The sequence below is a fragment of the Oscillatoria sp. FACHB-1407 genome (assembly GCF_014697545.1).
In the GTDB taxonomy this organism is placed as follows: domain Bacteria; phylum Cyanobacteriota; class Cyanobacteriia; order Elainellales; family Elainellaceae; genus FACHB-1407.
The window spans coordinates 54,907-79,343 of record NZ_JACJSA010000028.1 but is presented as its reverse complement, the minus strand read 5'-3'; the positions used below and the strand labels follow the sequence as shown (position 1 = coordinate 79,343).

20 protein-coding genes are annotated in these 24,437 nt (G+C 48.5%); 13 read left to right on the top strand and 7 right to left on the bottom strand.

The window, feature by feature from the left end; all coding sequences use genetic code 11:
• Window positions 1–170 precede the first annotated feature (170 nt).
• The 3 genes from H6G89_RS30470 to dnaK form a co-directional block, all read right to left on the bottom strand.
• A complete protein-coding gene (locus H6G89_RS30470; protein WP_190513782.1) occupies window positions 171–944 on the bottom strand; it encodes an exosortase-dependent surface protein XDP2 in 774 nt (257 codons plus the stop codon).
• Between the two features lie 292 nt (window positions 945–1,236).
• Complete coding sequence (locus H6G89_RS30465) at window positions 1,237–2,205, bottom strand: DnaJ C-terminal domain-containing protein (protein ID WP_190513781.1); 969 nt, start codon at window positions 2,203–2,205, stop codon at window positions 1,237–1,239.
• 159 nt (window positions 2,206–2,364) lie between these two features.
• Window positions 2,365–4,644, bottom strand: coding sequence for a molecular chaperone DnaK (dnaK, locus tag H6G89_RS30460; protein ID WP_190513780.1), 2,280 nt, complete (start codon window positions 4,642–4,644; stop codon window positions 2,365–2,367).
• A 133-nt stretch (window positions 4,645–4,777) separates the two neighbouring features.
• Here dnaK and H6G89_RS30455 point away from each other — a divergent pair, with 133 nt between their 5' ends.
• Together H6G89_RS30455 and bchD are read left to right on the top strand one after the other, a co-directional pair.
• Window positions 4,778–5,575 carry a class I SAM-dependent methyltransferase gene (locus tag H6G89_RS30455; protein WP_190513779.1) on the top strand — a complete coding sequence of 266 codons (798 nt, stop codon included), beginning with the start codon at window positions 4,778–4,780 and terminating at the stop codon, window positions 5,573–5,575.
• A gap of 405 nt (window positions 5,576–5,980) precedes the next feature.
• On the top strand, window positions 5,981–8,080 hold the full coding sequence (gene bchD, locus H6G89_RS30450) for a magnesium chelatase ATPase subunit D (protein ID WP_190513778.1): 2,100 nt from the start codon (window positions 5,981–5,983) through the stop codon (window positions 8,078–8,080).
• Here bchD and H6G89_RS30445 read toward each other — a convergent pair.
• The gene (locus H6G89_RS30445) at window positions 8,077–11,772 is read right to left on the bottom strand and encodes an NB-ARC domain-containing protein (RefSeq protein WP_190513777.1); all 3,696 of its coding nucleotides are present in this window, start codon (window positions 11,770–11,772) and stop codon (window positions 8,077–8,079) included. The two genes, bchD and H6G89_RS30445, sit on opposite strands and share 4 nt — an antisense overlap.
• Before the next feature lie 605 nt (window positions 11,773–12,377).
• Here H6G89_RS30445 and H6G89_RS30440 point away from each other — a divergent pair.
• Both H6G89_RS30440 and H6G89_RS30435 read left to right on the top strand, forming a co-directional pair.
• The gene (locus H6G89_RS30440) at window positions 12,378–12,611 is read left to right on the top strand and encodes an NfeD family protein (protein WP_190513776.1); all 234 of its coding nucleotides are present in this window, start codon (window positions 12,378–12,380) and stop codon (window positions 12,609–12,611) included.
• A 150-nt stretch (window positions 12,612–12,761) separates the two neighbouring features.
• On the top strand, window positions 12,762–12,995 hold the full coding sequence (locus H6G89_RS30435) for a hypothetical protein (RefSeq protein ID WP_190513775.1): 234 nt from the start codon (window positions 12,762–12,764) through the stop codon (window positions 12,993–12,995).
• Here H6G89_RS30435 and H6G89_RS30430 read toward each other — a convergent pair.
• A complete protein-coding gene (locus H6G89_RS30430; protein ID WP_190513774.1) occupies window positions 12,964–13,206 on the bottom strand; it encodes a DUF6737 family protein in 243 nt (80 codons plus the stop codon). The two genes, H6G89_RS30435 and H6G89_RS30430, sit on opposite strands and share 32 nt — an antisense overlap.
• An 80-nt stretch (window positions 13,207–13,286) precedes the next feature.
• Window positions 13,287–14,720, bottom strand: a complete 1,434-nt coding sequence (locus H6G89_RS30425; protein WP_190513773.1) for a serine/threonine protein kinase — start codon at window positions 14,718–14,720, stop codon at window positions 13,287–13,289.
• 81 nt (window positions 14,721–14,801) lie between these two features.
• Here H6G89_RS30425 and H6G89_RS30420 point away from each other — a divergent pair, with 81 nt between their 5' ends.
• The 3 genes from H6G89_RS30420 (at window position 14,802) to H6G89_RS30410 (ending at window position 16,612) form a co-directional block, all read left to right on the top strand.
• On the top strand, window positions 14,802–15,125 hold the full coding sequence (locus H6G89_RS30420) for a hypothetical protein (protein ID WP_190513772.1): 324 nt from the start codon (window positions 14,802–14,804) through the stop codon (window positions 15,123–15,125).
• A gap of 25 nt (window positions 15,126–15,150) precedes the next feature.
• A complete protein-coding gene (locus tag H6G89_RS30415; RefSeq protein WP_190513771.1) occupies window positions 15,151–15,999 on the top strand; it encodes an N-acetylmuramoyl-L-alanine amidase in 849 nt (282 codons plus the stop codon).
• A 427-nt stretch (window positions 16,000–16,426) separates the two neighbouring features.
• A complete protein-coding gene (locus H6G89_RS30410; RefSeq protein WP_190513770.1) occupies window positions 16,427–16,612 on the top strand; it encodes a hypothetical protein in 186 nt (61 codons plus the stop codon).
• A gap of 236 nt (window positions 16,613–16,848) precedes the next feature.
• Here H6G89_RS30410 and H6G89_RS30405 read toward each other — a convergent pair whose 3' ends face one another.
• Complete coding sequence (locus tag H6G89_RS30405) at window positions 16,849–18,081, bottom strand: NAD(P)/FAD-dependent oxidoreductase (protein WP_190513769.1); 1,233 nt, start codon at window positions 18,079–18,081, stop codon at window positions 16,849–16,851.
• A 313-nt stretch (window positions 18,082–18,394) separates the two neighbouring features.
• Here H6G89_RS30405 and mscL point away from each other — a divergent pair, with 313 nt between their 5' ends.
• The 6 genes from mscL to H6G89_RS30375 all read left to right on the top strand — a co-directional run bounded on the left by mscL (window position 18,395) and on the right by H6G89_RS30375 (window position 24,347).
• Window positions 18,395–18,841 carry a large conductance mechanosensitive channel protein MscL gene (gene mscL, locus H6G89_RS30400; protein WP_190513768.1) on the top strand — a complete coding sequence of 149 codons (447 nt, stop codon included), beginning with the start codon at window positions 18,395–18,397 and terminating at the stop codon, window positions 18,839–18,841.
• 170 nt (window positions 18,842–19,011) lie between these two features.
• A complete protein-coding gene (gene ebsA / locus H6G89_RS30395) occupies window positions 19,012–19,386 on the top strand; it encodes a type IV pilus biogenesis protein EbsA (RefSeq protein ID WP_190513767.1) in 375 nt (124 codons plus the stop codon).
• Between the two features lie 513 nt (window positions 19,387–19,899).
• Window positions 19,900–21,102, top strand: coding sequence for an argininosuccinate synthase (locus H6G89_RS30390; protein WP_190513793.1), 1,203 nt, complete (start codon window positions 19,900–19,902; stop codon window positions 21,100–21,102).
• 300 nt (window positions 21,103–21,402) lie between these two features.
• Window positions 21,403–22,386 carry an alpha-ketoacid dehydrogenase subunit beta gene (locus H6G89_RS30385; protein ID WP_190513766.1) on the top strand — a complete coding sequence of 328 codons (984 nt, stop codon included), beginning with the start codon at window positions 21,403–21,405 and terminating at the stop codon, window positions 22,384–22,386.
• Between the two features lie 93 nt (window positions 22,387–22,479).
• Window positions 22,480–23,652 carry a GNAT family N-acetyltransferase gene (locus tag H6G89_RS30380; protein WP_190513765.1) on the top strand — a complete coding sequence of 391 codons (1,173 nt, stop codon included), beginning with the start codon at window positions 22,480–22,482 and terminating at the stop codon, window positions 23,650–23,652.
• 128 nt (window positions 23,653–23,780) lie between these two features.
• Entirely contained in the window at window positions 23,781–24,347 is a 567-nt protein-coding gene (locus tag H6G89_RS30375) for a hypothetical protein (RefSeq protein WP_190513764.1), read from the top strand.
• Window positions 24,348–24,437: the final 90 nt, after the last annotated feature.

Sequence of the window (24,437 nt, the reverse complement as noted above, 5' to 3'; positions counted from 1 at the left end):
CGTAGATTTCCCATATTCTTCTCAGAAGCGAGCACATTCACAGAGAAAAGGTGACTTTTATAAGGGGAGTGGGGAGTGGGGGCTAAAACACAAATTCCCAGATTCACGAGGAATCTGGGAATTGATTGCAAGCTTCAACTAGAAGTTGAATAGTGGTGAACGACGGAGGATTACGCTTGTTTGTTGGAGCGGCGACGGAGGGTAGCGATCGCCCCAGCTACCAAGCCTAATCCAGCTAAGCTAGCGGGTTCAGGAACATGCGCAGCTGTGACTTTGAAGTCAGGACCATTGAAGTTGCCCAGAGTACCTCTATCAAAACTGGTCAGACGCAGGCGATCGCTATGAGCATCCAGTTTTAAGCCCATTGATCCAACAGCTTGGCTGCCACTAATCTCAGTAGTGTCAATGCTATAGCCTGCATATTGAGAACGACGGCTATCTAAAATCGTGGTTGCTAAAACAACTCCGTTTTGATCCAATGCTTCCACCATCAAACGGCTGTTCATGCCCCGTTCCCAGAAGAAAAAGTGATTGGCTGCACTTGCCAAACGCACTTCCATACTGAAGGCACCGTTATCTTCAGTGTCGATGATATTGTTGAGGTTCAAGTTACCCAAGCTGGTAGCCACTTGTGCACTGGTTGGAGCTTCTGCTTTCACTCCGGTGGCATTGTCACCACGCTCAGAACTAGCGGCTCCAGTATCTCCACCTGTCCAGTTTTCGTTGACGAAGTTTTCTACACCACTGACCAGAATAAAGTTGCTAACTGTAGAACTTCCAAACGTCACTGAATTCAGCGTGATATTACCTTTTGGGTTGTTTCCAGTGCGATTGGTGTCGAAGTTGAACTGGGTAAAGGTTGCTGCCTGCGCAGGAACTGTCAACGATGCCAAAATACTGCCAGCCAAAACACTGGCACATGCGGAAATGTGCTTAAGTTTCATATTCGCCTCGTTAAATAATGTGCGCTGTCTGGTGTTGTCTTTGCCTGGTGCTAAACGCCTGGAGCTGGTCTAAGCCGTAATAGCACGAGATTCAGCAGTGCTCTCTATACCTGCTATGTTAGAGCGGAGGCTCAGTAGATGTCCTCAGAAAGTATCGGGTTTTACATTATCTTCATTGGGATCGACCCAAAAAGGCGTTTTCAGCGATGTTCATGAAAACTTGTTGTGCCTGAACCGAGAAACTACGTAGAAAGTTATGCGGGGCGATCGCCCCATCGTTTCCTCAAACAGACTAAACAGGAAGATTCGCGCGTGGGTCAAACGTCTCAATCTGCCGCAATTTTTCGTAGAGGTCGCGTTCTTGAGACGTCAAATCGCGAGGCAGCGCAATCTGAATTTCTACAATCTGGTCGCCCTGTTGACCATCGATTGGATAGCCCTTCCCGGATAGCCGCAGTTTTTGCCCAGGTCGCACACCAGCAGGAATCATCATTTTGACAAAACCATCCAATGTGGGGACTTCAATCGGTCCACCCAGCACCGCTTCACTGGGAGTGACAGGCACCTGGCAGTAAATATCGGCTCCATCTAGCTTAAAGAAAGGGTGGGATGCAACTTCAATTTTTAAGTACAGATCGCCTCCGGCAACCCCCTGTCCCTTCAGACGAATCTTTTGCCCGGTTACCATTCCTGATGGCATGTTGACCTCCAGCGATCGCCCATCTTCTAAGCGAATTCGCTCTCGTCCCCCGGTATAAGCCTTCTCTAGTGGCACCGATAGCCTTGCTTCAGCATTCTTAGGAGCCGTCCGGGGAGACACCGTATAGGCTGTTTTAGTAGTGCCAGGGCGATATGGGTCACTGGAGGCTGCACTTGATCCAGCCCCTCGATTCAGCAGTTGATCGACAAAGGCATTGAAGTCAGAGAACTCGCCAAAATCGACCTCATCAATCGGCACTCGGCTACCGTTCGTGCGATTCGTCCAGGTTTTTGGACGAGGAGCCGCAGCCGCACTACCCCCTTGAAAACCGCCTTTATTCCAATAGCTGCTGAACTGGTCATACTGCGATCGCCGACTACTGTCAGACAAAACCTCGTATGCCTCACTCACATCCTTAAATTTTTCCTCTGCCTCTTTATCACCAGGATTCAAATCAGGGTGAAACTGTCGCGCCAGCTTGCGATAAGCTTTTTTGATTTCGTCAACAGTTGCGCTTCTGGGAACTCCGAGAATAGCGTAGTAGTTCCGATAGTTTTGCATTCAAGTCAGAGAAAAAGGGATAAAAGATAAAGGATGAAGGATAAGAAAAGAAGGATGAAGAATTCAGGATGAAGGGTAGCAAGGATTAATGAGAATTTTTAAGACTAAAACTATTCGCTTTACTTTTATACTTTATCCCTCATCCTTCATCCTTGTGGGTTAGAGCCAATCGTCATCGTCGTCATCCCAATCATCGTTGTAGCGGTTGGGAGTGCGGTTGTCGTAGCGGCTACGATCGTCATAACGACCAGAGCGATCGTCATAACGACCAGAGCGATCGCGATTGTCGTAGGCAGGGCGATTGCCATAGTCGCGCTTGTCATAGTCGCGATCATTATAGGCGGGGCGACTATCATAGTCACGCTTGTCGCGGTTGTCCCAGGTATCCCGATTGTCATAGTCGCGCTTGTCGTAGTCACGGCGATCGTAGTCACGGCGATTTCCCCGTTGAGAGAACTGATCGGCATCGTCGTAACGGCTATCGTAGTAAGGACGACGGGACGACTGCGAGTATGACCGATCCCAATCATCGCGGCTGTCGCGATAGGGCAGTTCGTCCTCATCATCGCCAAACAAGGTGCGCTTGATGGAGCCGAAGAAGTCGTTTTCCTCTTCTTCCTCCTTGTTGAACTGATATACCTCGCGTTGCAGTTCGTAGAGAGCATCCCGCAGATCTGCCTCTACCACATCAATGCCCCGCTCATCGTTGCGCCCTAGAGCGGCTCGCAATTCTTGAATCAGATTCTCGATCTTGCGGCGATAGCTGCTGGCAAACTGCATGCCAAAGTCGAGGGCAACTTCTCGCAGTTGCCGTTCAGCTTGATAAGTCAACGCTTCAGCACGAGTGCGTTTCTCCACCCGTTCGCGGCGTTCTCGATCCTGCTGAGCGTTTTTCTCAGCATCCCGAATCATCCGTTGCACTTCAGCTTCATTCAGTGTGGAGGCATCCTGGACGGTAATGCCCTGCTCACGTCCCGTGGTTTTGTCGAGAGCAGTCACCTGCAAAATACCATTCGCATCGATATCGAAGGACACCAGCACTTGAGGCACACCCCGTGGAGCCGGGGGAATACCCATGAGTTTGAAGCGACCCAGAGATTTGTTATCAGCCGCCATTTCCCGTTCGCCCTGGACAACGTGGATCTCAACGACTGTCTGGTTGTTCTCCGACGTCGAGAAAATATCCGATCGCCGCACTGGAATCGTAGTGTTGCGGGGAATCAGCTTCTTCATCACCCCGCCAATGGTTTCCAGACCTACCGATAGCGGTGTGACATCCAGCAACAAAATATCGCGCACTTCTTGCGTCAAAATTCCAGCTTGAATCGCCGCCCCGATCGCCACGACTTCATCGGGATTCACATTTTCTTCGGGTTCCAGATCCAGCAGCGATCGCACCAGTTCCTTCACCATCGGCATACGGGTGCCACCGCCCACTAACACGACATCGTCAATATCTCTGGGCGACATGCTAGCGTCGTTGAGTGCTTGCTTGACAGGAGCGCGTAATCGGCTGACCAAATCGGTACATAACCCCTCAAACTGCGATCGCGTCAGGCGCGTTTCCAGGTGCTTAGGTCCATCTTCCGTGGCGGTGATGAAGGGTAGATTAATGTCCGTCACACTCACGCCCGATAGCTCAATCTTGGCTTTTTCAGCGGCTTCCATCAGCCGTTGCAACGATTGGCGATCGCGCCGCAGATCCACATTCTCTTGTTCTAGGAACTGCTCTGCTAACCAATCCACAATCTTTTTATCAAAGTCAGCTCCACCCAACTGGGTGTCGCCGCTGGTCGCTTTGACCTCGAATACACCGTCGCCCACATCCAAAATGGAAACGTCAAAGGTGCCACCACCCAAGTCAAAGACCAATACTGTCTGACTCTCGCCGCGATCGAGTCCGTAGGCCAGCGAGGCTGCTGTTGGTTCGTTGAGCACCCGCATCACCTCTAAACCCGCGATTCGCCCTGCATCACGAGTCGCTTGTCGTTGGGTGTCATTAAAATAGGCGGGAACCGTGATCACCGCTCCAGTCACAGGCTCACCTAAATAGCGGGTGGCTTCCTCCGCCAGCTTGCGCAGCACCATCGCCGAAATCTCTTCGGGTGCAAACTCTCGCTGCAATCGGGGGCACTTGAGCTTGACGTTGCCGTTTTCGTCTTTGCGAATGGTGTAAGGGACTCGTTTCGATTCGGGACTGAGTTCGGCATAACGTCGCCCGATAAATCGCTTCACCGCGTAAAACGTGTTTTGGGGATTGAGCACGCTTTGTCGTCGCGCCATTTGCCCCACCAGTTGCTCTCCATCTTTGCTAAACGCCACCACAGAGGGGGTCGTCCGCATTCCCTCAGCGTTAGCAATGACGACGGGTTTGCCGCCTTCCATCACGGCAACGACTGAATTTGTGGTTCCCAAGTCAATGCCAACGACTCTGCCCATGCGCTCTAATGCTCCGTGCCTTACCAAAAATTTGAGAACATTTGTTGATTATTGTATCTTGCCAGTTGTAAGCCTCAGCAGATCGGATATCCGTCTGCAAAAAATCAACGGATGTTGAGCGATTGAGTGCCCTATGACAGATACACATGCGACCGATACAAATGCCACTGTACCGCCGCTCTACACCCAGAATCCGTTAGAGCGTTTTTCTGATCGGGCTGATGACTATGCCAAGTACAGACCCCGCTATCCTCAGGAAGCGATCGCCACTCTATTTGATAGTGTGACAGATCCCACTCAATGTATCATCGCGGATGTCGGAGCGGGGACTGGTATTTCATCTCGTCTGTTAGCCGATCAGGGTGCAACCGTGTGGGCGATCGAACCCAATGCCGCGATGCGCGAGAGTGCTGCTCCTCATCCACGAGTGAAGTTCCATGATGCTACTGCTGAAGCGACCGGATTGTCCAGCCAATCGGTTGATTTAGTCACCTGCTGTCAATCCTTTCACTGGTTTGAGCCGATCGCCACGCTTGCCGAGTTTCACCGCATTCTCAAACCGGGGGGACGAGTTGCTCTGATGTGGAACGATCGCGATCTCAGTGATCCGCTGATGGTGGAATACACCAATCTTGTCAGTGCCGCTTCAGAGGCGGGCTTTTTTGAACGGCGCGATCGCAAATCCCCTAATGCTTTAGCCAACAGTCTGCTGTTCCAAAACTTTCGCACCTACACCTTCCCCTACAAACATCCCCTCAGCTTGGAGGGGCTCATCGGACTAGCCTCCAGTGCCTCCTACGTCATCAAAACCGGAGCTACCTACGAACAACTGATTGCCGGATTACAGGGATTGCATCAGCAGTGGCAGCAGGATGGCTTCGTTCCACTGTCCTACCAGACTTATCTGTATGTAGCGGAGAAACAAGGGTAGGGGGGTATGGGGTGTAAGGGTGTAAGGGTAATGGCGTAGAACACGGACTGTAAATTGAAGGGCATTGTTGGTCTTGGAGATGAATGAGTCGCGAGCAGGATGCTCGCACTGAGTTAGATAACTTTGCTTAAAGGAAGGATATATCAATTGAAGTGTATCTGCCTCCCTTTTCATCCGTCCGCACATCAAGGTTGGGCTATTCTACAAAGTCCACTAAAGTGGACTCAAATCCCCCTCCAGTCTGCTTTGGCAAACTTCATGCAACTAGCCCGCACTTTAGTCGCAGGTGAGGATACGAAGACTCCTCCGCTCTCCCACTCCCTATTCCCTACTCCCTTACTCCCCACTCCTCCATTCCCCTTTTCTTGATATCCTGAGATCCTGGACTTGTAATTTTTCGTTAATATGCCTGCGCTCACGACTCCATCTTCTACTGCGTTTCCCCTCGCGGCTGTTGTCGGTCAAGATGCCATCAAAATGGCACTACTTTTAGCAGCGATCGACCCTGGATTAGGAGGTGTCGTGATTTCAGGGCGGCGCGGCACCGCAAAATCGGTCATGGCACGCGCTATTCATGCGCTGTTGCCGCCGATCGAGGTGGTTCAAGGCTCCTGTTGCAACTGCGATCCCACCCGTCCCGATGAATGGGACGACGACACCCAACAGAAATTTGCGACCCAGGCTTCATCCCTCAACTCTGATCCTTCAGCCTTGCCAACACAAGTTACGCCCGCTCCCTTCATCCAGATTCCTTTGGGCGTGACAGAAGATCGGTTACTGGGTTCTGTCGATGTAGCGCAATCCATCAAACAAGGTGAAACCATCTTTCAACCCGGACTGCTGGCGGAAGCACATCGGGGCGTATTGTACGTCGATGAAATTAACCTGTTAGATGACCAGACCGCTAACTTGTTGTTGGCAGCGTTGACAGATGGACGCAACCTGATTGAGCGAGAAGGTATCAGCTTTCAGCATCCCTGCAAACCCCTGCTGATTGCTACCTACAACCCCGAAGAAGGCGAGTTGCGACAACATTTATTAGACAGAATTGCGATCGCCCTTTCTGCTGATGCGGTTTTAGGGTTGGATGATCGGGTAGAAGCAGTTGATCAGGCGATTCGCTACACCGAATCCCCGCAAGCGTTCCTCAGCCAATACAACGAGGATATCGACAACCTCAAAACTCAAATCGTACTGGCACGAGAATGGTTGAAGGATGTCACCATCACCACGCAGCAAATTGAATATTTAGTCACAGAAGCATTGCGAGGTGGAGTCCAGGGACACCGGGCTGAGTTGTTTGCCGTTCGCGTAGCAAAAGCCCATGCGGCCTTGGAGGGACGCACCCAGGTCATTGCCGATGACCTCCGGCGGGCTGTGGAACTGGTTATCGTTCCCCGCGCCACGGTGGTGCAAACACCTCCTGAACAGCAACAGCAACAACCGCCACCACCTCCGCCACCAGAGCAACAGCAGTCCGAGCAAGATCAGGACGAACCCGAAGACGAAAACGAAGACCAAGAAGATCAGGAGCAAGAACCCCCCAGCCTGCCGGAGGAGTTTGTCTTCGACCCGGAAGGAGTGATTCTCGACTCTTCTGTACTGTACTTTGCTCAAAATGCCACCCGTCAGGGCAAATCCGGCTCCCGCAGCATCATCTTCTCCGACGATCGCGGTCGTTATATCAAACCTGTGTTACCCAAAGGAGCCGTGCGCCGGATTGCCGTCGATGCCACCCTGCGAGCCGCTGCACCCTATCAGCGATCGCGTCGGCAACGTCACGAGCAAAGCAGAAGCCAGGAAACTGCAACTCAACAAACCACAACCAACCGTTCCGTCCCTGCGCGGCGTGTCTTTGTCGAGCAGAGTGATGTCCGGGCAAAACGTCTGGCTCGTAAGTCTGGAGCTTTAGTGATCTTTGTTGTGGATGCCTCTGGTTCAATGGCTCTGAACCGAATGCAGTCTGCGAAGGGAGCCGTCATGCGTCTGCTCACCGAGGCTTACCAAAACCGTGATCAGGTATCACTCATTCCCTTTCGGGGTGAGCAAGCTGAAGTATTGTTACCCCCCACCCGTTCGATCGCCGCAGCCCGTCGTCGGTTAGAACGGATGGCGTGTGGTGGGGGTTCTCCGTTGGCACATGGATTGACCCAAGCCGTACGAGTTGGCGTGAATGCGCGGCAATCGGGCGATATTGGTCAGGTCGTGATCGTGGCAATTACCGATGGTCGGGGCAATATCCCTTTGGCGCGATCGCTTGGTGAACCCGTTCTCGACGACCAAAAGCCTGATATCAAAGCGGAATTGCTAGACATCGCGGGTAAAATTCGGGCGGTCAACATCAAGCTGCTGGTAATCGACACCGAAAACAAATTTGTCTCAACCGGATTCGCTAAAGAACTGGCAAAACACGCAGGCGGCAAATACTATCATTTGCCCAAGGCTACGGATCAAGCGATCGCAGCAATGACGATGGGGGCGATCGCGGACATGACCTCTCGCTAACCTTCGTCATCGATCGCGCCTAGAACTCGCAGCGTAAATTTTTCAGCGTCGCTTAAGCCTGTCGCTCCAGTGATATTCATCTTCTCGTAGGGACGCTTGCTTCTCAACCGTTTGATGCTCTTCCCGGTTGCCACATCCCACAGGCGAATTGACTCATCTTTGCTGCCACTGGATAACCGTTGACCATCCGCACTGAAGGCGATCGAGCGAATGCGGTGGCGATGTCCTCGCAAAACGGAAATGATCTCACCCGTTTTGACATCCCACAGGCGAATCGTCTGATCCCCTCCTGCACTTGCCAGTAAAGCATTGGTTGGGCTGAAGGCGATCGATCGCACCCAGTCCACATGCCCTGCTAATTTCATCAACGGCACAGGAGTTTCATTACTCAGACAATCCGCCACATCCCACAGGTGAATCACACCATCTCCACCGCCACTGGCGAGTAACCCGCTGCCGCCTTCGGTGAGTGGTTGATGTGAGAAAGCCACACTACGGAGCGGCTTATCCCCTGCTTTTATCGTGGCTAGACAGTTGCCCGTGTGAACATCCCACAACTTAACGGTGCGATCGCCACTTCCACTGGCAAGCCAACGCCCATCAGGACTAAACGCCACTGACCAGACCCAATCCGTGTGTCCCTCAAAGGTGTTGATCAACTTACCTGTCAATACGTCCCACACCCGAACGGTGCGATCGTCACTTCCACTGGCAACGAGCCAACCATCGGGACTAAACGCCACCGATTTTACCCAACTCCGATGCCCCTGAAAGACCTGACGGCAATAACCCCCTCGTCGCAGATCCCACAACCGCACTGTACCGTCATCGCTGCCACTGGCAATCAGTTGTTGTTCAGCGTGAGACGCCACCGCCCAGACCCGACCCGTATGCCCCCGCAACCGCAAGCGACATTTCTCCGCCTGGATATCCCACACTCGAATTACCCGGTCTTCGCCACCGCTGACCAACGTATTTTGATCGGTGAAGGCAACCGCTCGGATGCCTCGCGTATAGCCTTTTAACTCCTGATGGCATTGTCTCGTTTCAGAGTTCCACAGGCGTACCATCTGATCTTCGCCACCACTCGCCAACGTTTGACTGTCAGGCGTGAAAGCAACCGACCAGATCCGACCCGTATGCTCTCGTAGCAGTTGGCACTCCCAGGTTTGGGTATTCCACAACCGCACCACCCGATCTTCACCACCGCTGGCAAACCAGTGATTGTTTGGACTAAAGGCGATCGACAACACCCGACCCAGATGTCGCTCTAAAACCTTAAAGCAGGTTCCAGTTTGCACATTCCACAAACGAATCGTCTGATCGTTGCTACTGCTGGCAAGATAACGACCATCCGGGCTAAACACCACTGCCCAAATGCCATCCGTATGCCCCTCAAAGGTTCTCACAACCTGCCCTGTCACAGCATCCCATAAGCGAATGACCCTATCTTCACCGCCTGTAGCCAACAACAAAGCTTCCGGTTTTTCTTTAGGACGAGGTAGGGGAGCAAAGGTTAACGTCCGGATGCCACCTCGGTGTCCGGGTAGCTCATTCAAGAGTTTTCCTCGATTGACATCCCACAAACGAATCGTGCCATCATCACCACCACTCGCAAGCACATATCCCGGTTCTGCTTCACTGCTCTCGATATGCTCCACTTTGGACAGAGCAGCCAGTTGGACAGGTTCACGACTGAAGGAAACCGTCCTCACCCAACTGGTGTGTCCTTCCAAAACACAGGTAATTTGATTCGTCTCCGAGTTCCAGAGGCGCACCGTTTGGTCTTTGCTGCCACTCGCCACCACCTTACCATCGGGGCTAAAGGCAACTGCCCAAACCCAACCTGTATGCCCCCGATAGGTCATCAACCGTTCACTATCCGTTGGTGAAACTTTCCACAGGTGAATTTCACCGTTGGCATCACCTGTCGCTAAGAATCGACCGGATGGATCAAAGGCAAGTGAAAGAATATTGCCAAAGGTTTCAGTAAAGATAGTTTGGATAAAACGAGAGTGAGTAAAGTCCACATCGTGAAGCTGAACCTCTTGTAAATAAGCCTGCCGAATTGTGAGATTTGAGAAATCGTATTCCGTCAAGTCAGTTTCTAACCGATACAGCAAATTGAGAATATTTCCTGCTGTATAACCTGCTTTGAGAGGAGCTTCTCGCTGTAGTGTTTTAATAATTCCAATTAAGTGTTCTTCGATGGTTTTACTGTTGCCCAACCGATCCGCTAACCGCTGAATGATTGGATCAAGAATTAATCGAATTTGCAACTCGCGAATGTAATCTTTTGCCTGCGCTTTAATCAAAGCATGGCTCTCTAAAAACACCACCTGCTGATGCTCAATTTCCTGACAAATTGTCTCGATCAACTGTTCCAGGATGTATTCAGAAACAACTGATTGTAGGGTGAAGCCGTCTCCATTGCGCTCTAATAGCGATCGCCTCCCTAGAGAGTTCAGCACTTGCAACAATTCAGATGATGAAAGGGGTGTCGTCAGATCGGTTTCTAAATCTTCTAATGCCACTGGTTCACGATTGATCGTCAACCAGTAAATCACGTCTTTTTCTAAAGGAGAGAGGCGACTGAATTGCTGGTTGAGTAGATTTAGAATTTCCCCATCTAGAAAGAGAGTTTCCTTCTTCAGGAACTCAGACACTCGTCCTGAAAAAACATCTTGAATCATGGTCGCTACAATTTTGAGTGCCAGAGGATTGCCATCATATTGAGCAATCAAATCCTGCCAGACCTCTTCTTCAGCAAGTCCTTTAGCCCTGAGAATTTCTTGCGCCTCACCTTGCAGACCTGATAGTAATAAAGAACGAACAGGCAATGTTTCACCTTCTAACAAAGCCAGTTCCTTCGATTTTTCTCGACTCGTTAGAATCAAGCAGCTTTGATGCTGCATCTCACCAATCTGTCGAATCAAATTCTCATAATTCTGATAGATATCTTGATAATGACCTGCTTGATCGCCACTCTTTAATAAGGTTTCTAAATTATCAAATACAATTAGACAACGATGCTGGTGTAGTAGCTCTAATAACTGTTTAACTTTTTCATCCAATGTCAAAGAAAAGTTCTCTTTAATGACCCCTCGTTTTACAAAAAACAGGAGTAGATCATTCAGCAAATCTTCAAAAGGTGGGGCAGATTGAAGCGATCGCCAAATCACAAAATCAAACTGATCTTTAAGTTGATCTGCTAATTTACGAGCTAAAGAGGTTTTACCAATTCCTCCCATGCCTAACAGAGCAACTATTCGGCAGCCCACGGCTTCACTGATCCCAGTGCGATCGCCCACAATCCATTGCGTTAACTGCCGAATTTCTTGATCTCGCCCACAAAAGAAATCAACATTAACTGCTTCTCCCCAATCGTGAACAGCATCATCCTTAGTTGAGTCAAACCATAAGGATGGAACTGGTAAATCCTGTCGAAGTTGTTCGGCTTGAGAAACCAGTAATTGTTGCAGTTTCGCTAACTTGCCAGGACCACTGCCACCAATATGAAACTTGCGATAAACCTCACCCAGTCGCTTCCGAACCGCTTCTGGCTTGATGTCTAATGTTGCAGCAATTTTCGGGATTGAAAAACCGTCCATCGCCAACGTGAGGACGTCAAACTCATTGTCAGACACTCCCTGATCGTTTGCTAACGCCTTGAGAACATCTTGAGGAATCACGACAACACACTCACCTCTTCAAATTGACTCTTAGCCGCGACCATAACCACTCACTTGTATCATCATATTCACCTAAGTGAACTTCTAATTTGATAGTTTTTGGTATTTTTGTGAGAAAAAGACGTAGTTAAAGTTTCTGTGAAATTAACTCTCACCCTTCCCCTCACCCTCAAAATTCAAATGAGGCAGAATTGTGTAGCAATGCTTACAAGATGCCTGTTAAAAGGAGAACATAGATAGTTCATCATAGAAGACCTGTTCTAAGCTCAGATGCCTCTAGATTCAGATTTATACTTCTCATATTTTCACTCATCTCACTTAAATCTCACATAATCTCACTAGTCAGGCTTGCTTTTCTCGGCGAAGTGAGGTAATTTATGGGCAGTAGTTCATCTGAATAGGTATTTTTTCATTTGACCTCAAAACAGCCTAGAGAGCCTGACAAAAAGACTCTTGGCTTAAGAGATAGGGAGGCGGCCATAAAGTTTATCACTTTAGTGAGATATGTTTTCATCCTATCTCAAATTAGATTGAGTGTGGGCGAGAAGTGAGGTTATACAGAGTTCCGACTAAACCAACCTACATTGAGTGAAAGGTATCTACGAATGAATGACTTCTTTGCACCACCTCCACCAGAAATATTCCGTGACCCCGTCAAAGGCATTGTTGAGAGTGCCATTTCCTTAAACTTCTCAGGGCGAATTAAATATCAGGGAAGCTACTGGGAAGCTCGTTTTTACCGTCCTTCAGCAACACTCGTGATTCCTCCTAAAAAGACTGTCAATGTCGTTGGAATTCAAGGTTTGACCTTGTTGGTTATTCCAGAAGGCGACTATTAATCCCTAATTTATGAGAGCCAATTCAAGCTACAGACTAATCAGGCTGCTTTCACCATTGCAGATTTAACGCTTTAACCCAGTCTCAAACCTTGAAACAGATTCTCACCGATAGTTCTGACATTGCCCCTTCAGTCAGTGCGGAGAACAACCATGACTCAAGTTAGACCCCCCAGCCCTTTATTTAGATTTACGTGCAAAATTCTCAAATATTACTTACTCATCGTGTTTGGATTTACGATCGCCTGTCTCATCAGTAGTTTGATGGGTGCAGAGGCAGTCGCGATCGCCCTCTTGCCAGTTGCAGGGCAAGTCTTCTTACGCATCGCAGGTTTGCTAATTTGTCTATTGTTTATCACGGTTGTTTTTGAATCTCTTCGCTCATAGCTTGAGCAAATAGTCGAGGATAAACTAGCAAAAAGAAGCCCATCCAGGTCAGGATTGGCACTGCCACCAGAAGCGTGATCCAGACCTTATGAAAGAGGAGCCAACTGCCACTCACAATCGTGGCTCCTGTTGAAACAATTGACCACGGTTGACACCACCAGGGTTTGTAATGCCAAACGCTGGTATTTTTTTGCTCTAGTTGTGATGTCATAAGCAAGATTGTTTTCTTCAAATTCTAAATGGATTGAGGCAAGACACAGCAAGAAAACGCCTTACAACTTCAAATAACAATTAGCTTGAGGCTAACCAATCTTGAATTTCTTGCACGAGCCACATACATTCTGCCTCAGTGAGGCTCCACTCTAATGAATAACTACGAGTGGTTCGTATAGTCACTGTCCACCGTGTTTTACCATCATTAGACCGGATTCCCTGAGTTGCCATCACATATTTAATTGCCTGAATTGAATCCCAAGAGTCTAGTTTTGTGCGTTTTGAAGTACTTCCAGAATTAATGTTTCTTCCAATTTCAAACCGATTTTGCTGAGTATCAAAGTAAAGATATTGTTTATTTGTAATATCAAATACGACTTCAACCAGTACAAAACAAGCCAAATAAAGGTAAACCATAACACTTATCAAAATCATAAACGTTATAAGAATTTCATACATTGAGTCTCCTAAAGCCCAACGCAGAGTGTAGAGAAGCGCAATTATTATTGGTCCAATTCCTAATAACCAAAAAAAGATACGATTGGATTTTGGCAGATCAATTGGATGTATCTCCAAGCGAGTTGCTGTTTTTTTAAGAACAAATCGGCTATTGGCGGGTCGAGACAGTTTAAGAGGTTTTTTAGGCCGAGTCGTTTGTATTGCACTAGCCAAATTGGATTTTTTAGAATCAGAATCCTGCTTTGCATCCAACGAGTTAATTGCTTGGCGCGCTGACTTAAACCGTTTTTCAACAGAGGGGTCTGTCATGCTCTCAATCCATTTAATGAAAGCAGGACTAACACTAATACCGTCTTGAAAGCGGATCTTTAAATCATCTTGAGGCAATTCTGCCGGGGCTATTCCGGTTAGTAAATGAATTAATGTAGCACCGAGCGCATACAAATCAGAGGCGGGAACCGCCTTGCCAATAAATTGTTCTAATGGGGTGTAACCCACCGTTCCCACAACCGTAAATGTAGTGCCGGGTAAAGCCACCTTTGACTGAACAGCCCCAAAATCAATTAAATAGATTTGATGATCGTGATCCAAAATTAAATTGCTGGGTTTGATATCTCGATGCAAAACAGGTGGACTTAATTCATGTAGGAAAACAAGAATTTGTAGAATTTCTCTGGCAATTCTACGCAGTTCTTCTTCGCTAAATTTGTGCCCCTGTTCAAGGGCTTCCTTCAACGTGATTCCGGGAATGTAAGTCTGCACTAATCCCCACCAGAGGGATTCTGAACTGTTCTGTTGTTCAACCTGAAAATAGTCTTGATATTTAGGAATTCTGGGATGCTTCAAACTCTTGAGCACTTGAGCCTCACGCTCAAACAACTTGAGTTCATCCCACTGTAAATCAGAGTTAAAGATGAGCAGCTTTACGATGACAAGTTTATGTGACTCGGTTTCCAAGTCCTTCGCTAACCAGGTTTGCCGTCCTCGTTGCGTCGCACCTAACCGTCGCTGAAGCTCGTAGCGTTGTTGCAGGACTTGATTGGCTGTAAACACAGGAGTTAACTCTAAATCTCTCTAATCAGGAGATTACCCAAACGCTCAGCAAAGTTAAGCTGCGGGTAAAATCCTTTATTGATGAGTGCGATCGCTTCTCTAGCAATTACCCATTCAATTCAAATTACTACATCATTCAGGAATGAAGTGGATTTGATGACTGAAACAGAAGCAGTTAAATTATTGATTTTTTTATTAGAACTGGAAGCTAATCAACTTAGAGATTGGCTTCATCGAGTGTGGGAGGGAAAAGAACAAATACCTGCTGATTTTCATTGGTTAGCTTTAGCAGAAGCGATCGCTTGTAGGGCAAGAAGCGAAAGCGATATGTCAGGATTTGCCCTAATTTCACGAGAGGTTGGTCACTATTGCCTATTGATTACTGTCTCCAAGGAATTAGGATAGTCTCAGAGCGTTGAGGAGGTTGGATATGAAGTTGAAACCGGGATTGCTAGGGCGATCGCTGCTATTAGGATTCATCATCCTTGGCATTGTGTTATTGCCCAGCGTGGTAAGGGCGATCGCTCCCAACGCTTCATTTTTTGCTCAGCTTCCGCCACTCCTGGAGAGAATCGTTCCGATCGCGCCTTCCGTTCCCGAACTCACCCCTGACAACCTACTGCCAGAGCCAAATCAAAGTGCCTTTAGTCGGATGCCCGGTGGTCAAGAGGCACTTCCCCCCGCACCCAACAGCTTCGTGCCTCGGCAAGAGCGAGTCACCGTCAACCCCACCAACTACGATCGCCGCATGGAGGTCGATATCTACGGCAATCCGGTCAACAACGCCCCGATTGTCGTGCTCCATGAAACGGTAGGGTCTGCCAGCAGTGCCATCAATACCTTCCGCAATGCTTACGCCAGTGATTTTGATCAGGTCAGCTACCACAGCCTGATTAAACGCGATGGCACGATTGTTTATTTAGTTCCCCCTGAATTGAGGGCTTACGGAGCAGGTAATTCAATTTTTGTTGGAGAGAACGGCGTTGAAACGGTAAAGCTTGACCCAGTTTTGCCTCCCTCAGTGAACAACTTCGCCTATCACACATCCCTGGAATCTCCCCCAGACGGACGCGGCAATGGAGCACGTCACAGTGGTTATACTGCCGCTCAATACCGATCGTTGGCGTGGCTTGTGGCTCAGACGGGTGTTCCAGACAACCGCTTGACCACCCATCGAGCAGTCGATCGCTCCGGTAACCGACGTGACCCCCGCAGTTTTGACAGTCAGCGGTTTCTGAGTCTTTTGCGGGCTGCTCGAGCTAACAACGCTCAGTCATAAATCTCTGGCAAATCAAGCGACTTGATTCAGGCACAGCAGCGATCGCTGCATAATTCGGTCATCTCGTACATCCTTTTATACATGCCCCTGAAGTAGTACTGATATTCTACTTCAGGAGAATTTGGGTGTATCGATGCTTCTACTTAACCTTTCACACTTTGCATTCGACAAAGTGTGAAACATAACTTTGGTCAGAAAGCTTAAGCCAAAACAATGGTTCAAACACTGATTCTGGGAAGGCTTTCTGACTCGCCTCCGCCGCATCCAATGTGGCTACGGCTATATACCTCTGCTTGGTTAATTCATGCTGGGCACGCTTGATATGACAAGTCACTCCATCGAAAGGTGGAGGGCTTAATGTTCTGAATTCTGTTGATTTGTCGGTAGCGATCTCGGCTACTCATCCCAACCTATCTAGGTGCATACCATGATTCCCTCATTAATCTTGACCCTGGCGATCGCTGGCTTTTTAGGCATTATCTGTTTTGGCATTGGGGACAAACTCAACCCTAAAGAAGAAAAGAAAAAGGAAGAAAGCCCAGAGGAAAAATTTGGAAAAGCTGTAGCTGCCTATGTTCTACATCTCAAAAAAGAACTGAATAAACCAGAATAAGAGAACCATTCATACTAATTTGAATTGCAAACGCGATAGAACTCTGTACAGTTTGGGATTACCAAACCTCTCCTAAATCTTTCCCGGTTCCTAGTCTCTGCCAGGAATCTGGGTCTTGCCTCTGCCCCATCGAATGTGGCTACGGTTATAAAGTCCGCGTCGGCGGACTTGGCTCTGATAGCCGCGAATTCATCCGCCAGGCTTAAACCGAACCTATCTAACTTCTGCCTCTGCCTTTATCCCTCTCCCATTGCGTGTCCGGCTAACCACCCCGTTGTCCAGGCACTTTGAAAGTTAAAGCCTCCAGTAATGCCGTCGATGTCTAAGATTTCTCCAGCAAAATATAAGCCTGGACAGAGACGGCTCTCCATTGTTTTGAAATCAACTTCTTTAAGAACAACTCCACCGCAGGTGACAAACTCTTCTTTGAATGCTCCTTTGCCCGCGATCGCATACTGGCTTTGCGTCAAGGCTTGCACTAGTTGGTTCAACGATTTCTTAGATAGATCTGCCCACCGTTGTTCTTCATTCATCTGACAACGAGCCACCAAATACTGCCAGAGCCGACGGGGCAAAGATACCGGAGAATAGGAAGCGATCGCCTTTCGTCCTTCCTGAGTTTTGGCATCGTTCAACACCTGTTCCACCTGACCAAACGACAGTTGCGGCAACCAATTCACCCGCAGAGTGGCTTGATAACGGCAGTCGTGCAAAACTCGTGCTCCCCAGGCGGATAACCGCAAAATCGCTGGACCACTCATTCCCCAATGGGTGATGAGCAACGCCCCCGATTGTTCAATCGGTTTCTGATTGGGAACCAAAAGTTGTGCTCGCACGGACTCCACCGCCACTCCTGCCAGTTCTCGCAACTGAGGATCGGCAATATTAAAGGTAAACAGCGAGGGCACAGGCGGTTCGATGCGATGTCCCAAGGATCTGGCAAATTCATATCCCTGCGCGTTACTGCCCGTTGCTAACAGGAGGCGATCGCCCTCAATCACGTCCCCTGATTTCAACTGCACTAGAAAATCTGTACCAACCCGCTGAATTGCTACTACAGAAGCATTCGTTTTGATCCTGACTCCTGCGGATTGAGCCGCTTTCGTCAAACACTCAACGATCGTGGCAGAGTCATCGGTCACGGGAAACATCCGCCCATCTGCCTCTGTTTTTAACGTCACGCCTCGACGTTGAAACCAGGCAATGGTGTCCTTGGGTTGAAATCGGCTAAATGCCCCCCGCAAGGCTTTACCACCACGCGGATAGAACTGCACCAAGGTCGCCGGATCAAAACAGGCATGGGTCACGTTACACCGTCCCCCTCCTGAAATCCGCACCTTTGTTAGAGGAGCACGTCCCGCTTCTAACAGTGTTACCTGGGCATGAGGATGCGCCTCCGCACAGGCGATCGCTCCAAAAAAGCCACCCGCACCCCCGCCAATTACCAAAACTCGCAAATTGCCACTCATGCCTCAACACTAACCTAAACGCAGCATCTTTGCGGTTGGGTCTGCCCTCATACCAGGAAAGGATTGCAGCCTAATTAGGTATGACACTCCCCCTTAAGAGGGGTACAATTCTTTAGACAAAAATTTGCTTCAAGATATCACTACAGGCTGGGACTCTGGGTCATTTCCCTGGGTGGTGTTCCAAACCTGTTGATAACCTCTGTAAGACCCCCTGTAGTCCCCCTTAGTAAGGGGGACGGCGACAGCCGGGGGTTAGTAGCAACAGATCTGAAACACTACCATTTCCCTGTTGTTTCAAGGAGATGCATCATTTATGACCGTGAGACGAACAAGACAGGCCACAACTGGTTTCATTCACGATTTTCGAGAGTTTGCGTTAAAGGGCAATGTTGTTGAATTGGCGATCGCCGTCATTATTGGGGCTGCTTTCGGCAAGATTGTCACTTCCTTTGTTGAAGATATCGTGATGCCCTTTATCAATCCCTTAGTGCCTCAAGGCAACTGGCGAGAAGCAACCATTGGACCTGGCATCCGTATCGGTGAATTCTTTGGCTCCATCATCGATTTCATCATCATTGCTTTAGTGCTGTTTGTGGCAATTCGAGTGCTTGGGAGTTGGAAGCGCAGAGAACAGGAAACCCCATCCCCTACCGAAAAAGAGTGCCCCTATTGTTTAACCATGGTGCCGATCGCAGCTAGCCGTTGCCGCTCCTGTACATCGAATCTCCCACCCGATCCCTCCCAGGTGTTTAATCGTTAGCTCAACTCCTTTTTGAGCGATCGCATCTTAAGCAGAAATTAACGAAAAAATTGTTACCAGACTGAACTTCCAGGGCATACTATACCTCATGAAGCAGATAATGCTTTGCTTGGGCATTAGTCCTGTTTACTACTTCAACCCTTCGTCAGCGAAATCAAGGAAAGTTTGATATGGGTCTTGAGAAACTTGAACCCGCCAATCCTCGTGACGTCAACGTTTATGCTCCTTATTACCAGGGTCGTAAACGCAATGCTCTACCTCTAGCCATTAGCCTTTACCAGAAAGGCAGTCTTGAAGGCTCCCGCAAGATTGAGGGAGGAGAGAGCATTCCCTTTGTCGCCAGTTGGAGCGTATCCTCTCTACCCGCTGATTTGACCCGCTGCCGAATGCAGTTTGATGGCAATGCAGACCTCAGCTACGAGCTGACACTGGCTAACTTTGAGTTTGTCGATTTCTTAATTGATGTCGTTTACACCTTTAGAAGTTCTCGGTTGGTTGACTTCTCACAAGGCTTTTATCGTAAGCTCCTACGCTTAGACGACTAACTCTCCATCTCCTGAATTTTGGCGTAGTCGTCAATCTAGACGTGAAATCACAACTAAATCACAGCATTTAACACAGAGGTTGTTCTCTCTGTGTTTTTTAATGCCCTAATTTGTTCACAGAGCGATCGCCGCCTTCCCTCCTTGATCATTCAGACGCGATGAATCGCGCCTCTTCTGTCTTCCCTTACCATTCCTACAGACGCGATGAATCGCGCCTCTTCTCTTTTATCCTTTATCCTTCAGCCTTTCTCGCCTCTATCCTTCAGCCTTTCTCTCCTCTTTCTTCTCTACTTCTTTTTTCCCGCTTCCTTTCCCCTCGTACAGACGTGATAAATCGTGCCTCTTCCCGCTTCCTTCTTATCCTTCATCCTTTATCGTTCAACCTTCCTCTCTTCCTTCTTCTCTCTTCTTTTTTCCCGCTTCTCTCTTTCCTCCATAATGTCCTATCCGAACAAAATTTAGTGACCAATTGACGCCATAATAAATGGTTTGTTGTTTCACAAAGTAATGGTCATGGGGCGCGCTGAACGAGTCGTTTTGGCATATTCGGGTGGGGTTGATACCTCCGTGTGTATTCCTTACCTCAAGCACGAATGGGGTGTCAAAGAGGTCATTACCTTAGCCGCTGATTTAGGTCAGGGGGATGAGTTAGAACCCATTCGTGAGAAAGCTTTGAAATCTGGAGCAGAAAAGTCCTTAATTGCAGATGCCACCGCAGAGTTTGTAAAAGACTATGCATTTCCGGCAATTCAGGCGAATGCTCTCTACGAAAATCGCTATCCCCTCTCGACCGCCTTAGCCCGTCCCCTGATCGCCAAATTGCTAGTCGAAGCGGCTGCCGAATACGGGGCAGATGCCGTAGCTCATGGCTGCACAGGCAAAGGGAATGACCAGGTGCGATTTGACGTGTCGATCGCTGCTCTTAACCCAAGTCTGAAAGTACTCGCCCCCGCTCGTGAATGGGGCATGAGCCGCGAAGAGACGATCGCCTATGGAGAACGCTATGGCATCCCGTCTCCAGTCAAGAAATCTTCACCCTACAGCATCGATCGCAACTTGCTGGGACGCAGCATTGAGGCAGGTCCTCTAGAAGATCCCTGGACGGAGCCACTGGAGGAAATTTACGCGCTGACACAGGCGATCGCCAACACCCCGAACGAGCCAGAGTATGTCGAAATCAGCTTTGACCGGGGTATTCCTGTCACACTCAACGGCACAGCCCTTGACCCTGTTACCCTCATTACCCAACTCAATGAAGTTGTCGGGCGACACGGGGTCGGACGCATCGACATGGTTGAAAACCGTCTGGTTGGTATTAAGTCGCGTGAAATCTACGAAGCTCCTGCTTTGTTGGTTCTGATTCAAGCACACCGCGATTTAGAGAGCCTGACCTTGACTGCCGATGTCACCCACTACAAACGCGGCATTGAAGAAACTTACTCCCAATTGGTTTACAACGGACTGTGGTATAGCCCTCTTAAAGCCGCTTTGGATGCCTTTGTCCAGCAAACTCAAGAGCGAGTCTCAGGCATTGTGCGCGTCAAACTGTTTAAAGGGACAGCTACTATTGTTGGGCGCAAATCTACCAATTCTCTCTATAGTCCTGATTTGGCAACCTATGGCGCAGAAGATCAATTCGATCACAAAGCCGCAGAAGGGTTCATCTATGTGTGGGGCTTACCCACTCGGGTCTGGTCAGAAAAGTTGAGAGGGTAGCAAGGAAAGGATGAGGGATAAAGGATAAAGGAAAGGATGAGGGATAAAGGATAAAGGGTAATACGAGGAGTGGAGGGGAAGCATCAAAGACGATTGGTAAACGGTGCGTGAGATGACAAAACCAACGGTCAGTCGCCACTTTTCTTGTTGACCCTTACCTCGTAACCGCCGATCACCCTTTTTATCTCTTATCCTCCATATTTAACCTTTATCCTTCATGTTTATCGTTATTGATCTCACCATCCCTATTCATAAAACGGTAAAATTCTAGGTTGGAACTATTAAGCAGAAGTTAACCCAATGGCAGAAACCCTCCTCTACAACGCACTGCGTGAGGCGATCGACGAAGAGATGGCGCGAGATCCTTCCGTCTTTGTTTTGGGCGAAGATGTAGGGCACTACGGCGGCTCTTACAAAGCAACAAAAGATTTATATAAGAAGTACGGAGACCTCCGACTACTTGACACTCCTATTGCTGAAAACAGCTTTACAGGGATGGCTGTTGGAGCCGCAATGACGGGTCTGCGCCCGATTGTGGAAGGGATGAACATGGGCTTTCTGTTGTTGGCGTTTAACCAGATCGCGAACAACGCTGGGATGTTGCGCTATACCTCTGGTGGCAACTTCAAAATTCCCATCGTGATTCGAGGTCCGGGTGGAGTCGGGCGACAACTCGGTGCAGAACACTCCCAACGACTTGAAGCTTACTTTCAGGGAGTGCCTGGGTTAAAGCTAGTGGCGTGTTCTACCCCCTACAATGCCAAAGGCTTGCTCAAATCTGCCATCCGGGATGACAACCCTATTCTCTTTTTTGAGCACGTTTTGCTCTACAACCTAAAAGAAGATTTACCCGAAGAAGAATATTTATTGCCACTCGACAAAGCAGAAGTGGTTCGCACGGGTTCAGATGTGACCATCTTGACCTATTCCCGGATGCGGCACCACTGTTTACAAGCGGTTAAAACCCTGGAAAAGGAAGGGTATGACCCAGAAATCATCGACTTGATTTCTTTAAAGCCCCTTGATTTTGAAACCATTGGAGCCTCTATCCGTAAAACTCACAAGGTCATCATTGTAGAGGAATGTATGAAGTCGGGGGGTATTGGAGCCGAGTTGACAGCTTCCATCAACGATCGCCTCTTTGATGAATTAGATGCTCCTGTGCTGCGACTGGCTTCACAAGATATTCCCACCCCTTACAATGGCATGTTGGAGAATTTGACCATTGTGCAACCTGCTCAAATCGTCGAAGCAGTGCAAAAAATGGTGGCAGCGCGCGTGTAGAACGCGAATTGAAAATAGGCGATCGCCTCTGCAATACTACAGGTTATACTACAAACTATAATACCTTTTGTAGTGCAATCGGTCGCGATCGCTATGAATCCTTCATTCACCTATGGAACGCTTGACTCCTCTCATGAAGAGGAGAATTTGTCCCGTCTCTTGAGCCAATGCTTCAACAGCCCCGGTGAGTCTGTTTATATGAAGCGGGTTGGTTCTCAAAACTTTCGAGTGCTTCGTCAAGGAGATCAGCTTGTAGGCGGCTTAGCCGTTTTGCAGATGGGGCAGTGGTATGGCGGGCAATGTGTCCCGATGGCGGGCATTGCTGCGGTTGGGGTTGCCCCAGAGTTTCGTGGTTCAGGAGCAGCAATCACCCTGATGCAAAAGACCTTGGGAGAACTGCGGGAACAAGGAATTCCGTTGTCCGTGCTCTATCCCGCAACACAACGACTCTACCGCAAAGCGGGCTATGAACAGGGAGGGTTACTCTGTGTCTGGGAGATTGAACCTCAAACGATTCAAGCCAGCGATCGCTCGTTGCCTATCCACCCGATTACCCCAACTGTTGACCTGTTAGCTCCGTTATATCGCCAGAAGGCACAGATCTATAGCGGTCATGTTGAACGCCACTCGTTCCTTTGGCAAGAATTGACTGATATGCAACCCAAGGAGGCGATCGCCTGTGCTTATGGCTTTGGAGATCTGAATCACCTGGAAGGGTACATCATCTTTCATCAGGTCAGGGTTAATAACGATAACCGACTGGTCATTAAGGATTGGGTATTGCTGACTTCAGCAGCCATTCAACGCTTCTGGTCATTTTTGGCAGACCATCGCTCTCAAATTGATAACATCCGTTGGCGCAGTTCACTGACCGATCCTCTATCCCTCTTACTACCAGAACAATCAGCTCGTCTAGTCAATGCAGAACGCTGGATGCTGCGCATTATTGACGTTAGCAAAGCATTAGAAAAAAGAGGTTATTCTGCCAATGTGCAAGCTGAATTACATTTAGACATTCAAGACGATTTATTTGCAGAAAATACAGGCAGATTTGTTTTGACGGTAGCAAATGGTAAAAGTGAAGTTGTACAGGGTGGAAACGGTGATTTAAAGCTCCACATCCGTTCACTATCTTCACTCTACAGTGGGTTATTTACAGCCCGCGAATTAAAATTAATGGGGCAAATAGAAGGAACAGAAATTGCGCTTTCAACAGCAGACCATGTGTTCCAAAGTCACTCCCCCTGGCTCTCTGATTTCTTCTAAATTCGCTTGCTATTCTTGCCCTCTTTCAATTGATTGATTTCCAGGTTAATGCCTGAGAATGAGGGATTGAATTGTGTGTCGTTTGTACGCTGAGTTCCATACCTGTCATCAATAACGGAATTGGAACCATGGCTAAATCTGAAACCAAGAGCAAGCAAAGTGTTGAGGATAAGGAAAAGCAACACGAGACAACTAACAAAAATAGTAAGCCTGCTCACAAAGAAGACAAGAACAAATCTGCTAAAGCTGAAAACCATCACGAAGAGGAACAGCCCAAGAGCAAACCTGCCAAGGCAGAAGGCCATGCTGAGACTCACAACGACATTGATGAAGGCGAAGAACTAAATGCGCTGTTGGAAACTTTTGATGGAAATGACCTGACGGCGATCGCTATTGATCAAGCAACAGGCTTCATTGATGAGTGGTACGACATTTTGCACAAGTCCAAAGAGCCTGAGTTGAAGGAAATTGGTAACAGCCTCAAGCAACTGAAGAAGTGGCTCACTGGCAACAAAACAAAGGGTGAAGATTTGGTTGAAGTGCTGAATCAATTGGGCGAACAAACCGACAATTTTGCCAACAATGCTGAACGCGGGCATAAAACGCAACTGCATAAATTGGGCAAGGTTTTGAACAGAGCCAGTTCTTTCATCGAAAAGGAGCTAAAAAAAGATGAGAAGAACAAAGACAAGTAGTTTTTATAAACTGCTGATCACATCCTTACTGCTAAAAGCAAAGCTGTTTTATTAAAAGCTCCATCAAAACAAATCCCCAGAATTTGAATT